Annotated in this window: 12 protein-coding genes; 10 read left to right on the top strand and 2 right to left on the bottom strand. The window is 73.5% G+C overall.

The features are described 5' to 3' along the window. Window positions 1-80: 80 nt before the first annotated feature. Window positions 81-1,463, top strand: a complete 1,383-nt coding sequence (locus OHS33_RS14415) for a cystathionine beta-synthase (RefSeq protein WP_330335050.1) — start codon at window positions 81-83, stop codon at window positions 1,461-1,463. A 778-nt stretch (window positions 1,464-2,241) separates the two neighbouring features. Here OHS33_RS14415 and OHS33_RS14410 read toward each other — a convergent pair. Next, window positions 2,242-2,610, bottom strand: a complete 369-nt coding sequence (locus OHS33_RS14410) for a hypothetical protein (protein WP_330330799.1) — start codon at window positions 2,608-2,610, stop codon at window positions 2,242-2,244. Window positions 2,611-2,774: 164 nt separating this feature from the next. Between OHS33_RS14410 and OHS33_RS14405 the strand changes: the two genes are divergently transcribed. Continuing rightward, window positions 2,775-3,617: a MurR/RpiR family transcriptional regulator gene (locus tag OHS33_RS14405; protein ID WP_330330798.1), complete on the top strand. Its 843-nt coding sequence runs from the start codon at window positions 2,775-2,777 to the stop codon at window positions 3,615-3,617. A 14-nt stretch (window positions 3,618-3,631) separates the two neighbouring features. Here the strand turns inward: OHS33_RS14405 and OHS33_RS14400 are convergent, their stop codons facing one another. Beyond that, the gene (locus OHS33_RS14400) at window positions 3,632-5,014 is read right to left on the bottom strand and encodes a diaminopimelate decarboxylase (RefSeq protein WP_330330797.1); all 1,383 of its coding nucleotides are present in this window, start codon (window positions 5,012-5,014) and stop codon (window positions 3,632-3,634) included. Between the two features lie 104 nt (window positions 5,015-5,118). Between OHS33_RS14400 and hutU the strand changes: the two genes are divergently transcribed. The 8 genes from hutU to OHS33_RS14360 all read left to right on the top strand — a co-directional run bounded on the left by hutU (window position 5,119) and on the right by OHS33_RS14360 (window position 15,538). Continuing rightward, window positions 5,119-6,783: a urocanate hydratase gene (gene hutU, locus OHS33_RS14395; protein ID WP_330330796.1), complete on the top strand. Its 1,665-nt coding sequence runs from the start codon at window positions 5,119-5,121 to the stop codon at window positions 6,781-6,783. Between the two features lie 161 nt (window positions 6,784-6,944). Further along, window positions 6,945-8,135: an allantoate amidohydrolase gene (locus OHS33_RS14390; protein WP_330330795.1), complete on the top strand. Its 1,191-nt coding sequence runs from the start codon at window positions 6,945-6,947 to the stop codon at window positions 8,133-8,135. Next, a complete protein-coding gene (locus tag OHS33_RS14385) occupies window positions 8,126-9,475 on the top strand; it encodes a formimidoylglutamate deiminase (RefSeq protein ID WP_330330794.1) in 1,350 nt (449 codons plus the stop codon). Before OHS33_RS14390 ends, OHS33_RS14385 begins: the two co-directional genes overlap by 10 nt. Before the next feature lie 489 nt (window positions 9,476-9,964). Further along, complete coding sequence (gene hutI, locus OHS33_RS14380; RefSeq protein ID WP_330330793.1) at window positions 9,965-11,143, top strand: imidazolonepropionase; 1,179 nt, start codon at window positions 9,965-9,967, stop codon at window positions 11,141-11,143. 126 nt (window positions 11,144-11,269) lie between these two features. Beyond that, window positions 11,270-11,923, top strand: a complete 654-nt coding sequence (locus OHS33_RS14375) for an LPXTG cell wall anchor domain-containing protein (protein WP_330330792.1) — start codon at window positions 11,270-11,272, stop codon at window positions 11,921-11,923. 17 nt (window positions 11,924-11,940) lie between these two features. Continuing rightward, window positions 11,941-13,005 carry a hypothetical protein gene (locus OHS33_RS14370; RefSeq protein ID WP_330330791.1) on the top strand — a complete coding sequence of 355 codons (1,065 nt, stop codon included), beginning with the start codon at window positions 11,941-11,943 and terminating at the stop codon, window positions 13,003-13,005. Next, entirely contained in the window at window positions 13,002-14,168 is a 1,167-nt protein-coding gene (locus OHS33_RS14365; RefSeq protein ID WP_443065301.1) for a hypothetical protein, read from the top strand. The genes OHS33_RS14370 and OHS33_RS14365 overlap by 4 nt, the downstream gene beginning before the upstream one ends. Window positions 14,169-14,182: 14 nt before the next feature. After that, a complete protein-coding gene (locus tag OHS33_RS14360) occupies window positions 14,183-15,538 on the top strand; it encodes a hypothetical protein (protein ID WP_330335048.1) in 1,356 nt (451 codons plus the stop codon). Window positions 15,539-15,635: the final 97 nt, after the last annotated feature.

Here is a 15,635-nt window from a genome sequence, read left to right as displayed (position 1 = left end):
TGCCGCTGCTCCAATCCCTTTCCGCTTAGTCTGACCAGACCTCCCGGAGAACCCGTGGAGTCCCCTCCTTGGAGAACATGGTGCAATTCCACGACTCGATGATCAGCCTCGTCGGCAACACCCCGCTGGTGAAGCTCAACCGTGTGACCGAAGGCATCCAGGCCACCGTCCTGGCCAAGGTCGAGTACTTCAATCCGGGCGGGTCCGTGAAGGACCGCATCGCCGTTCGCATGATCGAGGCGGCCGAGCAGAGCGGAGCGCTCAAGCCCGGTGGCACCATCGTGGAGCCGACCAGCGGCAACACCGGTGTAGGACTCGCCATCGTGGCCCAGCAGAAGGGCTACAAGTGCATCTTCGTCTGTCCTGACAAGGTCTCGATGGACAAGATCAACGTGATGCGCGCGTACGGCGCCGAGGTCGTGGTCTGCCCGACCGCCGTCGACCCCGAGCACCCGGACTCGTACTACAACGTGTCCGACCGCCTCGCGCGCGAGCCCGGCGCGTGGAAGCCCGACCAGTACAGCAACCCGAACAACCCGCGCTCGCACTACGAGACCACCGGTCCCGAGCTGTGGGAGCAGACGGACGGGAAGATCACCCACTTCGTGGCCGGCGTCGGCACGGGCGGCACGATCTCCGGCACCGGCGGGTACCTGAAGGAGGTGTCCGGCGGCAAGGTCAAGGTCATCGGCGCCGACCCCGAGGGCTCGGTCTACTCCGGCGGCTCGGGCCGTCCGTACCTCGTCGAGGGCGTCGGCGAGGACTTCTGGCCGAGCGCCTACGACCGCAACGTGACGGACGAGATCATCGCGGTGTCCGACAAGGACTCCTTCCAGATGACCCGCCGCCTCGCCAAGGAAGAGGGCCTGCTGGTCGGCGGTTCCTGCGGCATGGCCGTCGTCGCCGCGCTCAAGGCCGCCGAGGGCCTCGGGCCGGACGACGTGGTCGTCGTCCTGCTGCCCGACAGCGGCCGCGGCTACCTCAGCAAGATCTTCAGCGACGAGTGGATGGCCGGGCACGGCTTCCTGGAGGAAGCGGGCCCCGCCGCCCGCATCGGCGCGGTCCTCGCCGACAAGGAGGGCGGCATCCCCTCCCTCGTCCACATGCACCCCGAGGAGACCGTCGGGGAGGCCATCGAGGTGCTGCGCGAGTACGGCGTCTCGCAGATGCCGATCGTCAAGCCGGGGGCCGGTCACCCGGACGTGATGGCCGCGGAGGTCATCGGGTCGGTGGTGGAGAAGGAACTCCTGTCGGCGCTGTTCGCGCAGCGGGCCTCGCTGAGCGACCCGCTGGAGAAGCACATGAGCGCGCCGCTGCCGCAGGTCGGCTCCGGCGAGTCCGTGGCCGAACTGATGAGGGTCCTCGGCACGGCCGACGCGGCGATCGTCCTCGTCGAGGGCAAGCCGACCGGTGTGGTGAGCCGTCAGGACCTGCTGGCGTTCCTGGCGCGCGGCGCGAAGTAGTCGCTTCGCGCAATCGGTACGGGCCCGACACGTGACGGCAGCACCGGCTTAACACGGCTCCGGCACAGTGGTGGTCGTCGGAAGGAACCGAGGCTCCGGGAACGGAACCCTCCCGGTTCCTCCGGCGCCACGAGCGGTGTCTTACGCATCCGGAGCGGCTCCCGGACCGTCTGACGCCTTGGACGCGGACGGCCCTGACCCGGACCGTGTCCTTCGCGGGGACCGCCGTCGTCCCGCCCCCCGGTCGCCCGGGGGTGCGGCGGTCCCCGCCATACGCTCCCCTGTTCCCCCCGGGCTCCGCCCGGACCCGCCGACGAACGGTCTACGCCCGCCCCCTCCCGGCCTCCGGCGGCGCCTCAATCGCCGGCGGGGCTGGGTGTGCCTCCGGCGGCGCCTCAAACGCCGGCGAGGCTGGATTTGCCCCCGGGCGGCGGCCCGAACGCCCGCGAGGCTGGGTGTGCCTCCGGCGGCGCCTCAAACGCCGGCGAGGCTGAGGGTGCCCCCCCCGGGCTGCGGCCCGAAGCTCCACGGCCGCAACCGGAAGTCCCTCCCTGGCGAGCGCAATTCCGGCCCAGGCACATTCAGCCCCGCCGGCGTTTGAGGCGCCGCCGGAGGCAGGGGCGGGCCGGATCCTGCCCGAGTTCGGATCGCTGGCGCGGGGCACATTCAGCCTCGCCGGCGTTTGAGGCGCGGGGGTGCGTCCGACTCCGCTCGGGTTCGGGGCTCCGCTCCGGGGCACGTCCAGGCGCCGCCGGAGGCACGGGCCGGGCCCGGAAGGCTATTCCGCTCGGCGCCACGGTTTGGCGTGGGCCAGGTTCACGCCCAGGATGCCCGCCCAGGAGACCAGGAGCCCGCTCAGGCCCGCGTTGGCGGCGCCGATCGCGGACAGGGGGATCGCCAGGACAAGGGTGACCATCGCGAAGCCGAAGCGTTCGCCGAAGTTGGGGAGGGACGAGGCGGGCGCGTGGCCTCGGGCCTCGTGCAGGCGCTGTTCGGCCAGGCGCCGCCGGACCTGGGTGTCCACCTTCTCGACGAACGAGTCGACGAGCGCCGCCTCGTACTCGGGCCCCAGCTCCCCGCGGGCCCGCAAGGTGGCGTCGAAGTCCTTCTTCAGCTCTTGGGTGTGGGCGTGGGTGTGGGGTTCCATGCCTTCAGGCTAGGGAGGGGGCAGGGGCGCGGCACTGGGGGTAGCCCCCGTATCCCGACCCGTTCCCGATCCGCGGAGCGGGACGGGCTTGCCGTCCTGCATAACCGCATGCAGAGTGCTGTTTGACTGAATATCCGAGGGGAACACGGGACGGAGGGGGCGGGATGAGCGACAGCCCGGCGGCACGGCTGCAGAAGCTGTTCGAGGGGCACCGGCTGACGCCGACCCAGCGGCGGATCGCCCACTGCATGGTGCGCGGGGCGGCCGAGGTGCCGTTCCTCTCCAGTGTCGAGCTGGCCGAACTGGCCGGGGTCAGCCAGCCGTCGGTGACCCGCTTCGCGGTGGCCCTCGGCTTCGACGGGTACCCGGCGCTGCGCCGGCACCTGCGCGAGGTGGCCCCCGCCAGCCGCCCCGGCGCGTCCGGCAGCGACTCGTACAACTCCTACCAGCAGGCCGTCCAGGCCGAGATCGACAACCTGCGGCACCTCTCGGCGATGCTCGCCGACCCGGGGCCCGTCGAGGAGGCGGGGCGCCTGCTGGCCGGTTCGGTGCCGCTGCCGGTGCTGGGGCTGCGGGCCGCGTCCTCGCAGGCGCGCGGGTTCGCGTACTTCGCGGGGAAGGTGCACCCGGACGTACGGCTGCTGGACGAGGGCGGTTCGATGCTGGCCGACCGGATCGACGCGGCGGCCGGATCCGGGGCCTCGGCGCTGCTGTGCTTCGCGCTGCCCCGGCACCCGCGCGAGGTGGTGGCGGCCCTGGAGTACGCCCGTACGGCGGGCCTGAAGGTGGTCACGGTCGCCGATTCGGCCTTCGCGCCGGTCGCCCGGCACTCGGACCTGCTGATCCCGGCCCCGGTCGGCACCGGGCTGGCCTTCGACACGGCGTGCGCGCCGATGCTCCTGGGGCGGGTGCTGCTGGAGTCGATGGCGGACGCGCTGCCGGACGCGCAGGCCCGGCTGGAGGCCTTCGACGCCAAGGCCGCCGCCCGGTCCTTGTTCGTGGAGTAGCCGAGTAGACGAAGTCACAGGAGGGCGTCGCGCTCCCGGCCTCCCGCTTCCGTCACGATCGCGCTGAGCGGCTGCCCCGGGCGGGCCAGCGCGAAGCGGACCCCGCCGCCGTCCTCGACCGTGAAGCCGTGCACCGCCGGGCGCGGCAGGCTGTTGTAGCCGTAGTGGGCCGTGAAGAAGTAGGCGCCCGTGTCCGGTACGGCGATCAGGTCGCCGGGAGCGAGCGGCGGGAGGCGGCGGGCCTCGGCCAGCAGGTCGCCCGCGAAGCAGGCGGGTCCCGCGATGTCCTGGGCGCGCGGTTCGCCGTCCTTCGGGAGGCCCCGGCCGTCGTAGGCGAGGACGCGCACCGGCCAGACGGCGGGCGCGTAGACCGTACGGGTGGCCAGCTGGACTCCCGCGTGGGTGAGCGCGATGGGGCGGGCCCCGGTGGTCTTCGTGTACTCGACGCGGGCGATCACCAGGCCGTGCTTCGCGGTGAGGGACCGGCCGAACTCGGTGACCAGGCCGTACGAGCCGTCGAAGAGGCCGGGGGCGGCGGCGCGCAGGGCGGCCACGTAGGCGGCGTAGGTGGGGTCCGTCTCGTCCGAGGCGAAGTTCACCGGCAGGCCGCCGCCGATGTCGACCGTGTCGATCCGCCGCCGCCCGGCCGCCGCGTTGATCTCCTCGGCGAGCGCGTGCACCGTACGCACCCCCTCCGCGATCAGCGGCAGCGGTACGCCCTGGGATCCGGAGTGGGTGTGCAGCCGGGTCAGCCAGGGGCGCTCGACGCAGGCGCGCACCAGCCACTCGCGCGCCCCCTCGTCGCGCAGCGCGAACCCGAACTTCGAGGTCGTGGTGGCGGTGGAGAGCGCGCCGATGGAGCCCGCGCCGGTCTGCGGGTTGATCCGCAGGCCCACGGGGGAGCGGACGGGTCCGGGGGCGGCCGCGATCAGGGCGTCGACGCGTGCCAGCTCCTGGCGGTTGTCGATGTTGACGGCGATGCCCAGGGCCAGTGCCTCGCGCAGTTCGGCGGTGGTCTTGGCGGGGGAGTCCAGGACGGTGCGGCCGGGGCTCACCCCGGCGGCCCGGGCCAGGGCCAGCTCCCCGGCGCTCGCCACCTCGCAGCCCAGCCCCGCGCCGTCGAGCAGCCGCAGCACCGGGACCAGCGGGCAGGCCTTGACGGCGAAGGCGTGCAGGACGGGGGTGCCGGGCGGCAGCGCGGCGGCGAAGGCGGCCGTCAGGGCGGCGGCCGAGGCCCGGATCCCGGCCGTGTCCAGCAGGCACACCAGGGGCTCGTCGGCCTCGCCCGGCCCCACCAGCCCCTGCCGTACGGCGGCCCGTACGGCCAGGTCCCGGCGCGCGGCGGGATCCGGTGCGTGCGGGCCGGTTCGGGCCCCTGCTGCGGTGTCCGCGGTCATGTACGCCAGCCAACCATCACGGCGACATGCCCGCAGCTGTTGACTGAACCTATTCAGAGGGCGAGTATGTGAATGGATTGACCAACAACGGAGGAGGCACCGCCATGTCAGGACCCCGCCCCGTACGTGCCGCGCGAGGTACCGAGCTGAGCACCCTGGGATGGCAGCAGGAGGCCGCCCTGCGGATGCTCCAGAACAACCTCGACCCCGAGGTCGCCGAGCACCCCGACAAGCTCGTCGTCTACGGCGGCACCGGCAAGGCCGCGCGCGACTGGCGCTCGTACGACGCGATGGTCCGCACGCTTCAGACGCTGAAGCAGGACGAGACCATGCTGGTCCAGTCCGGCCGTCCGGTCGGCGTCATGCAGACCCACGAATGGGCCCCGCGCGTCCTGCTCGCCAACTCCAACCTGGTCGGCGACTGGGCCAACTGGGAGGAGTTCCGGCGCCTGGAGAACCTGGGCCTGACCATGTACGGGCAGATGACCGCCGGTTCGTGGATCTACATCGGCACCCAGGGCATCCTCCAGGGGACCTACGAGACCTTCGCGGCCGTCGCCGCGAAGAAGTTCAACGGGACCCTCGCCGGCACCATCACCCTGACCGCCGGACTCGGCGGCATGGGCGGCGCCCAGCCGCTCGCCGTCACGATGAACGACGGCGTCGCCATCTGCATCGACGTCGACCCGCGCGCCATCGACCGCCGCATCGAGCACCGCTACCTCGACGTCAAGGCCGACAACCTGCGCCACGCCCTCCAGCTGGCCACCGAGGCCCGCGACGCCCGCAAGCCGCTCTCCATCGGCCTGCTCGGCAACGCCGCCGAACTGCTCCCGCAGATGCTCGCCGAAGGCGCGCCGATCGACATCGTGACGGACCAGACCTCCGCCCACGACCCGCTCGCCTACCTGCCCGTCGGCGTCGACTTCGACGACATGGCGGACTACGCGGCCAAGGACCCGGCCGGTTTCACCACCCGCGCCCGCGAGTCCATGGCCAAGCACGTCGAGGCCATGGTCGGCTTCATGGACGCGGGCTCCGAGGTCTTCGACTACGGCAACTCGATCCGCGGCGAGGCCCAGCTGGCCGGTTACGACCGCGCCTTCGCCTTCCCCGGCTTCGTCCCCGCCTACATCCGCCCCCTCTTCTGCGAGGGCAAGGGCCCCTTCCGCTGGGCGGCCCTCTCCGGCGAGGCCTCGGACATCCACAAGACCGACAAGGCGATGCTCGACCTCTTCCCGGAGAACGAGTCCCTGCACCGCTGGATCAAGATGGCGGGCGAGCGCGTCCACTTCCAGGGCCTGCCCGCGCGCATCTGCTGGCTCGGCTACGGCGAGCGCGACAAGGCCGGTGAGCGCTTCAACGAGATGGTCGCCGACGGCACGCTCGCCGCGCCGCTGGTCATCGGCCGCGACCACCTCGACTGCGGCTCGGTGGCCTCCCCGTACCGCGAGACCGAGGCCATGCTCGACGGCTCCGACGCGATCGCCGACTGGCCGCTGCTCAACGCCATGGTCAACGTCGCCTCCGGCGCGTCCTGGGTCTCCATCCACCACGGCGGCGGCGTCGGCATGGGCCGCTCCATCCACGCCGGGCAGGTCACCGTCGCCGACGGTACGAAGCTCGCGGGCGAGAAGATCCGCCGGGTGCTGACGAACGACCCGGGCATGGGCGTCATCCGCCACGTCGACGCGGGCTACGACATCGCCGAGGCCGTCGCCGACGAGCGTGACGTCCGCATCCCGATGCGCGAGGGCGATTCCGAGTGAGCAAGGGTGCGGCGCCGTTCCCGGGGGCCCTGCCCCCGGACCCCCGCGCCTCAAACGCCGGCGGGGCTGGGTTTGCCTCCGGCGGGACCCCCTCCGGGGTCCGGGGCGGAGCCCCGGGGAACGGTGGAAGGGCGGGGCGGGGAGAAACCAGCTTCCACAGCATGTGGGCCGAGCTCGCCCCCATCGGCCGCGACAGCGGTAGCCGCGGCTACCGCCGCTACGCCTGGACCGGCGCCGACGCCGACTGCCGGGCCTGGTTCCAGGCCCAGGCCGAGGCCCGCGGGCTCGCGTACGAGACTGACCGCAACGGCAACCAGTGGGCCTGGCTCGGCGACCCCCTCGCCGGGGACGCCGTCGTCACCGGGTCCCACCTGGACTCCGTCCCCGACGGCGGCGCCTTCGACGGCCCCCTCGGCGTCGTGTCCTCCTTCGCGGCCCTGGACGAACTCCGCAGGCGCGGCGCGGAGTTCGCGAGGCCGCTGGCCATCACCAACTTCGGTGACGAGGAGGGCGCCCGCTTCGGGCTCGCCTGCGTCGGCTCCCGGCTCGCCGCCGGACAGCTGACCAAGGAGAAGGCGTACGAACTCCGCGACGCGGACGGCATCCGGCTGCCCGAAGCCATGGAGGCCGCCGGATACGACCCGGAGGCCATCGGCGCCGACCCCGAACGCCTGGCCCGGATCGGGGCCTTCGTCGAACTCCACGTGGAGCAGGGCCGCGCCCTGGACCTGTCCGGGGACCGGGTCGGCCTCGCCTCCGCGATCTGGCCGCACGGCCGCTGGCGGTTCGACTTCCGCGGCGAGGCCAACCACGCGGGCACCACCCGGCTGGTCGACCGCCGCGACCCGATGCTCACCTACGCGCAGACCGTGCTCGCGGCCCGCGCAGAGGCGGCCCTCGCCGGGGCCGTCGCCACCTTCGGGAAGATCTCGGTCGAGCCCAACGGGGTCAACGCGATCCCCTCGCTGGTCCGCGGCTGGCTCGACTCCCGCGCCCCCGACCAGGCCGCCCTCGACACCGTCGTCACGGCGATCGAGAAGGCCGCCCGGGAACGCGCCGAGAGCGAGGGCATCGACCTGAGCGTGGTCCGGGAGTCCTTCACCCCGGTCATCGAGTTCGAACACGCCCTGCGCGACGAGCTGAACCGGATCCTGGGCGGGGCCGTCCCCGTCCTCGGCACGGGCGCGGGACACGACGCCGGAATCCTCTCCGGATCGATCCCGACCGCGATGCTGTTCGTGCGCAACCCCACCGGCGTCTCCCACTCCCCGGCCGAGTACGCCGCCGAGGACGACTGCGTCGCCGGAGTCCTCGCCCTCGCCGACGTACTGGAAGGTCTAGCGTGCCGCTGACCGCGCAGCACAACACGTACTGGCTGGAACACGCCTGGCTCGGCACCCACGTCGAGCCGGGCGTCGTCCTGGAGGTCAAGGACGGCCGGATCGCCGCCCTGCGCACCGGGACCGCCACCCCGCCGCCGGGCGCCGAGATCCTGCGCGGCCTCACCCTCCCCGGCCTGGCCAACGCGCACAGCCACGCCTTCCACCGGGCCCTGCGCGGCACCGTCCAGGTCGGCAGCGGCACCTTCTGGACCTGGCGCGACTTCATGTACAAGGCCGCCCAGAACCTCACCCCCGAGCGGTACTTCGCCCTCGCCCGCGCCGTGTACGCGGAGATGGCACTGGCCGGGATCACGGCGGTGGGCGAGTTCCACTACGTGCACCACGCGCCCGGCGGCACGCCCTACGCCGACCCCAACGCCATGGGCGAAGCGCTGATCGAAGCCGCCGCCGAGGCCGGGATCCGCATCACCCTCCTCGACACCGCCTACCTCTCCTCCGGCTTCGGACAGGCCCCGGAACCGCACCAGCTGCGCTTCTCCGACGGCACCGCCGAAGCCTGGGCCGAGCGGGCCGCCGCCCTCAAGCCCCGCGAGCACGCCCTGATCGGCGCGGCCGTCCACTCCGTGCGCGCCGTGCCCGCCGACCAGCTCGCCACGGTCGCCGCCTGGGCCGCCGAGCGCGGGGCCCCGCTGCACGTCCACCTCTCCGAGCAGACCGCCGAGAACGACGCCTGCCAGGCCGCGCACGGGCGCACCCCCACCCAGCTGCTCGCCGACCACGGGGTGCTGGGCCCGCGCACCACCGGCGTGCACAACACGCACCTCACCGACGGGGACATCGCCCTCCTCGGCGGCACCTCCACCGGCACCTGCATGTGCCCCACCACCGAACGCGACCTCGCCGACGGCATCGGCCCGGCCACCCGGCTGCAGCACGCGGGCAGCCCGCTGTCCCTGGGCAGCGACAGCCACGCCGTCATCGACCTCCTCGAAGAGGCCCGCGCGATGGAGCTGAACGAGCGCCTGCGCAGCCGCACCCGGGGCCACTGGACGGCGAACGCGCTGCTGTCCGCCGCCACCGCGGACGGCCACGCGGCGCTCGGCTGGGCCGACGCGGGCCGCCTGGAGGCGGGCGCGCTCGCCGACTTCACCACGGTCGCGCTGGACTCCGTACGGACGGCGGGACCGTTGCCCCGGCTGGCTGCCGAGACCGCCGTCTTCGCGGCCTCCGCCGCGGACATCCGCCACACGGTCGTCGCGGGCCGCCACATCGTCCGCGACGGCGCGCACGCCCTGGTCGGGGACGTGCCCGCAGCGCTGGCCGATGCGATCGCCGCCCTCCGCGGCTGACCCCCCTGGGGCTCCGCCCCAGACCCCGCGCCTCAAACGCCGGCGGGGCTGTAAGCGCGCTCAATCGCCGCGCGGGCTGCGGTGCGCTCAATCGCCGCGCGGGCTGGGATTGCTGCGCAACCCCACGCCGCGCGGGCAGGGTTGTGCCGCAATCCCACGCCGTGCGGGCGGGAACGTGCCGCGCAGTCCAGGCCGTGCGGGCGGGAACGTGCCGCGCAGTCCAGGCCGTGCGGGCGGGAACGTGCTGCGCAACCCAGGCCGACGGGCCGGGAATGTGCTGCGCACATCCCGCGCCACGCGGGCCGGATGTGCGCAGCACATTCCCGGCCCGTCGGCGAGGCTGGGAATGCCGCGCAGCGGCATCTTCCAGCCCGCGCGGCGTTTGAGCGCAAACTCAGCCCGCGCGGCGTTTGAGCGCACATTTCAGCCCCGCCGGCGATTGAGGCGCGGGGTCCGGGGCGGAGCCCCGGTTATCGAGAGGACAACCCCGTGACCACCACCGTCATCAGCAACATCGGCAGCCTCGTCACCAACGACCCCGCCCAGGGCAACGGCACCGCCCTCGGGCTGATCGAGAACGCCGCCGTCGTCATCGAGGACGACAAGGTCGCCTGGGTCGGCCCCACCGCACAGGCCCCGGCCGCCGACCGGTCGTTCGACGCGCACGGCCGCGCCGTGATCCCCGGCTTCGTCGACTCCCACTCGCACCTCGTCTTCGCGGGCGACCGCACCCAGGAGTTCAACGCCCGGATGTCCGGCCGCGCCTACTCCGCCGGAGGCATCCGCACCACCGTCGCCGCCACCCGCGCCGCCACCGACGCGGAGCTGGAGGCCAATCTGGTGCGCCACCTCGACGAGGCCCGCCGGCAGGGGACGACCACCTTCGAGACCAAGTCGGGCTACGGCCTGACCGTCGAGGACGAGGCCCGCGCCCTGCGCATCGCCGCCGCGCACACCGAGGAGGTCACCTACCTCGGCGCGCACATCGTCTCCCCCGACTTCGCCGCGGACCCGGCCGCGTACGTCGACCTCGTCACCGGCGAGATGCTGGCGGCCTGCGCCCCGTACGCCCGCTGGGTGGACGTCTTCTGCGAGAAGGGAGCCTTCGACGGGGACCAGGCCCGTGCCATCCTCACCGCGGGCGCGGCCGCGGGCCTGATCCCGCGGATCCACGCCAACCAGCTCTCCCACGGCCCCGGCGTGCAGCTCGCCGTGGAGCTGGAGGCGGCCTCCGCCGACCACTGCACGCACCTCACCGACGCCGATGTCGACGCGCTCGGCCAGGCCGCCGGGACCACGGTGGCCACCCTGCTGCCCGGCGCCGAGTTCTCCACCCGCGCGCAGTGGCCGGACGCCCGGCGGCTGCTGGCCGCGGGTGCGACCGTGGCGCTGTCGACCGACTGCAACCCCGGCTCTTCGTACACGAGTTCCATGCCCTTCTGCATCGCCCTCGCCGTCCGGGACATGGGCATGACCCCGGACGAGGCCCTCTGGTCCGCCACCGCGGGCGGCGCCCGGGCCCTGCGGCGCGGCGACATCGGCACGCTCACGCCCGGTGCGCGCGCGGATCTGGCCGTTCTGGAGGCCCCGAGCCACGTCCACCTGGCCTACCGCCCGGGCGTCCCGCTCGTTTCGGCCGTGTGGCAGCGAGGTGTCAGGGCCTCCTGATACCGGGGTGTCCTTGTCTCTTCCCTCCGTAGGCCCCTCGGCGTACTTTGAGCCACCAAATCTGATGTGCCGTCAGTAACTTGCCATCAGTGACACGTGGTTCCGAGGCCCGAGGGGAAGACGAAGGTGTCCAACCGGAAACGCTCCACCGCGCTCGCGCTCGCCACCGCGCTGGCCGGATCGGCGGTCCTGCTGGCCGCCCCGGCCGCGCAGGCCGATGTGGTCGACGTCAAGTACGACTGCGAGACCCCGATCGGCCCGAAGTCGGCGGTCTCGCCCATCGACATCAAGGCCGTCAAGGAGGGCGACGCCTACAAGCTCACGATGTCCTTCCAGAAGGGCGTCTCCTCCAGCCCCATCGAACTCGGCCCCGGCGCCATGTCACCCAGCGCCGTCGTCACGGTCACCGGGTCCGAGACGGCCAGTGTCCCGGTCGTGGGCCCGCCCAACGCGGCCGCCGCGCCCGCCAACGCGCCCATCAAGATCTCCGACCTCTCGGGCACCTACAAGCCGAAGAAGAGCGGCAAGGTCACCTTCACCGCGGGCGTGCTCACCATCAAGGCGATGGGCACCACGACCACCTGCAAGGCCGGCAACAGCCCCAAGCCGTCCCTGGAGATGGACGTGACGGCCGCCGCGTCCGGCGGCTCCGACACCCTCCCGCAGACCGGCCCCGCCGACTCCGCCCTCGCGCTGGGCACCCTGGGCGGCACCGTGGTGCTCTCCGGCGCCGCTGGCGTGCTCTGGCTGACCCGGCGCGGCCAGCGGGCCCGGTCCTGAACGGAGCGGACCCGGCCATGCCCGAGCTGCGCCGTCATACCCGCCGTGCGCCGCTCGGACTGTCCGGGGTGCTCGGGCTGTCCGGGGCGCTCGCGGCGGTCCTCCTCCTGGTCCTGCCGTCCGCCGCTCCGGCGTGGGCGGCGCCGGACCCCGGGTGGAGCGCCGGGCCCGCCGCCGGGCCGGCCACCCGGCCCGGCGGCGCCCGCCCGTACTTCTACCTGGAGGGAACCCCCGGCGCCGTGCTGGAGGACCGGCTGGCCCTGGCCAACCCCACCGACCGGGAACACACCGTGACCCTGCGCGGAGCCGACGCCTACAACACCGGGGCCGGGGCCCTCGCGGTGCGCCCGGCCACCGAATCCACCGCGGCCGCCGCCTGGATCAGCTTCGGCGCGACCCGCACCGTCACCATCCCGCCGCACACCCGCGCCGTGGTCCCCTTCACCGTCACCGTGCCGCCCTCGGCCGTGCCCGGCGACCACCCCGTCGCCGTCGTCGCCGCCGAATCCGGCCACGAGGCGGCCGTACGGGTCCACCTGCGCGTCAGCGGCCCGGTACTGGCCGCCCTCACCGTCGAGCACGCCTCGGTCAGCGGCAAGGGCGCGGCCGCCGTCATCCGCTACACCCTGGTCAACCGCGGGAACGTGGCGCTCGCGCCCGAACTGACCGTGCGCGCCGAGGGCCTCTTCGGCGAGGTGCCGGGCCGTACGGCGCGCACCCTGCCCGTGGAACTGCTGCCCGGCCAGCGGGTCGAGCTGAGCGAACCCTGGCCCGGGGCCCCGGTGTTCGACGACGTCGACCTCACCCTCACCGTCACCGCCCCCGGTGGCGCGCGGGCCACGGCCACCGCCTCCGCGTGGTGCGTGCCCTGGGGCCTGGTGGGGTGGACCGGCGCGGGCCTGCTCGGCCTCGCCGCCACCGCCCTGGCCGCGCACCTGCTCGCCCGCACCCGGCGGCGGACGTCCCGCGCGGCGCCCTCCGACGGGGGCGCGCCCACGTCCGTGGACGACGCCGGGGCCGATGGCGGTCCCGACGTCGAACCCCACCTGCCAGAACACGAGTTGACGGGAGCGCCCAGGTGAGCACGCGCTGCGTTGTCCCGCTCCCGCGCCGCTGGGCGGCGGCCCTGGTGGCCACCGTGACGGGCGCCCTCCTCGCGCTGGCGGCCGTACCGGCCTGGTCCGCGCCGGGGGCCGACGGCAAACCCACCGCGACGCTCTCCCTCCAGGAGGTCGCCAAGGGCACCGAGGTCACCGTCACCGGCGCCGGCTGGCGGCCCAAGACCATGGTGATGCTGCTGGTCTGCGGGCAGAACATGATCGGCGGCACCAACAGCTGCGCCAACGCGGACGGCACCGCGGTCGCCGTCGACGACGCGGGGCACTTCGCGGCCCAACTGCCCGTGGTGGGCCCGCCCAAGCCCTGTCCCTGCGTGGTCAACGTGGCCTCCGTCAACGGGGACCAGTCCACCGTCGCGGTCCCCGTCAAGATCACCGACCACCCGGTGGCGGAACTGCCCGCGGAGTCCGGGACGGCCCGCCTCGCGATCCTGACCGGGGTCCAGCTGGAGGGCGACGACGGCGTGCTGACCTGGTTCGGCGCCCCGCCGAGCCGGAAGTTCGTGGTCACCGTCGGCAACCTCGGCTCGGCCCCGGTCACCGACCCCGTCTTCCAGATCGGCACCGCCCACGGGGTGTTCGCGCCGACCTGGGAGGAACACCAGTGGAAGGGCACGATCCCGCCGGGCCAGAAGGCCCGGGTCGCGATCGACGTCCCGCTCGACGCGGGCGCGTACGGCGACTACACGCTCTCGCTCAAATACGGCGAGAAGGTCCTGGCCACCCAGCCCTGGGGGGTGGACCGGCCGTACGGCGTCCTCCTCTTCTGGCTCCTGCTCTGCCTGGTGATCCCCGCGGCGCTCTTCCGGATCGGCATGGCCGTCGTCGACAAGGTCCGCCCGCGCGCCCCCGGTTCCGGCCGCCACCGCGGCAGCGGCGCCGCCGACGGGTCCCGCGACCCGGCGACCGCCGTCACCGCCCGGCTCCCGCGGGTCCCCGGCGGGCGGCCCGCCGTACGCCGCCCGGCGGGCCGCCCCGTGGCCGAGACCCCCCAGACCACCACGGCCGTACTGCCGTGGTTCACCCCGGAGAGCACCGACGCGCCGGGAGCACCACCCGCACGGAACACCGCACCACTGACATCCGCACCGTCAGAAGACCATCCGACAACGAAGGGAACGTCGTGAAGACCCAACGGAGGATGAGCGCGGCCGGGGTCGCGCTGATGCTCGGCGGGGCGGGGATCCTGCTGGCGGCGACCCCCGCCCAGGCCGCCGAGATCACCTTCAAGACCGAGTGCATCCCGCCCGCCATCGCCAATCTCCCCCCGATCGAGGGCGAGACGACGGTGGAGATCACGGCGCCGGCGACCGCCAAGGTCGGTGACACCGTGGACATCACCTGGAAGACGGTCAAGGCGGCCTCGAAGAACCCGGACGTGCTGGACCTGAACAAGGACGTCGTCCAGCCGAGCGGCAACGTCACCGTCGGCGGGGCCCAGAGCGGCACCGTGGCGGTCCAGGGCCCGCGGCAGAACCCGCCGATCCCCAAGGGCGCCCAGATGGTGCTGCCGGACATGAAGGGCAAGCTCAAGATCGAGAAGGCGGGCGACATCACGCTCACGCCCGACAAGTACACGATCAACGTCAACCAGATCATGACCACCGAGACCAAGTGCTCGCCCAAGGAGACGGTGAAGACCGGGGCGACCATCAAGGTCGAGGGCGGCTCCAGCACGGGCGGTGCGACCACGGGCGGTGCCACGACCGGCGGTGCCACGACCGGCGGCGCCACGACCGGTGGGGCCACCACAGGAGGGGCCACCACGGGCGGCGCGACGACCACCGGAGGGGCGACCACGACCGGCGGGGCGACCACCGGCGGCGCGACCACCGGCGGCAGCGGGGGCCAGACCGACTTCCCGGGCAAGCCCGTGGAGGTCGCCTACGACTGCGGAACGGTCGTCCCCGGCGGCATCAAGACCCCGGTGACGATCAGCGCCAAGAAGAACGGCGGTGCCTACGCGCTGACCGTCAAGACCGCCAAGGGCGCCATGGCCAGCCCGATGGACCTGCCCGCGGGGGCCCTCAAGCCCTCGATGAACATCAAGCTCGGCGGCGCCGACAGCGGTACGGTCAAGGTCACCGGCCCCGCCAACGCCGAGCCGATCCCGAGCAAGGCCCCGGTCAGCCTGAGCGACATGACCGGCACCTACACGCCCGGCAAGACCGGCAAGGTGACGCTCAGCCCCGACCAGCTGACCATCGACGTCACGATGGGCGCGGGCGCCCCGCCCATCACCGTGCCCTGCAAGGCGTCCAGCACCGGCGTCTCCCTGGAGCTGGACACGGCGGCCCAGCCGGGCGGCTCCGGCACCCCGGGCACGTCCGGGACCTCCGGCGGCGGCGCCGCGGCCGCGGCGGGCGGCCTGGCCGAGACCGGCGCCTCCGGCGACGGCGGCATCAAGGCCCTGGCGCTGGTCGCCGGGACCGTGGTCCTGCTCGGCGGCGCGGTCTTCACCTTCACCCCGTGGCGCCGGCTGCGCGGCACGAGGTAACCGCCACACAGCAACGGGAAACGCGGAACGGCCCGGCACACCTTCCGGTGTGCCGGGCCGTTCCGTACGTGCTCAGTGCGCGTGAGGCAGTGCGCTG

Origin of the sequence: Streptomyces sp. NBC_00536 (assembly GCF_036346295.1) — a bacterium.
In the GTDB taxonomy this organism is placed as follows: Bacteria; Actinomycetota; Actinomycetes; order Streptomycetales; family Streptomycetaceae; genus Streptomyces.
Note: the sequence above shows the minus strand (reverse complement) of the source record. Positions and strands in the feature narration are given on the sequence as shown.

Excerpts from the sequence above, each read along its gene's own strand:
- OHS33_RS14410 (WP_330330799.1), bottom strand. The coding sequence starts at position 2,610 with ATGGAACCCCACACCCACGCCCACACCCAAGAGCTGAAGAAGGACTTC.
- OHS33_RS14405 (WP_330330798.1), top strand. The coding sequence starts at position 2,775 with ATGAGCGACAGCCCGGCGGCACGGCTGCAGAAGCTGTTCGAGGGGCAC.
- OHS33_RS14400 (WP_330330797.1), bottom strand. The coding sequence starts at position 5,014 with ATGACCGCGGACACCGCAGCAGGGGCCCGAACCGGCCCGCACGCACCG.
- hutU (WP_330330796.1), top strand. The coding sequence starts at position 5,119 with ATGTCAGGACCCCGCCCCGTACGTGCCGCGCGAGGTACCGAGCTGAGC.
- OHS33_RS14390 (WP_330330795.1), top strand. The coding sequence starts at position 6,945 with ATGTGGGCCGAGCTCGCCCCCATCGGCCGCGACAGCGGTAGCCGCGGC.
- OHS33_RS14370 (WP_330330791.1), top strand. The coding sequence starts at position 11,941 with ATGCCCGAGCTGCGCCGTCATACCCGCCGTGCGCCGCTCGGACTGTCC.
- OHS33_RS14360 (WP_330335048.1), top strand. The coding sequence starts at position 14,183 with ATGAGCGCGGCCGGGGTCGCGCTGATGCTCGGCGGGGCGGGGATCCTG.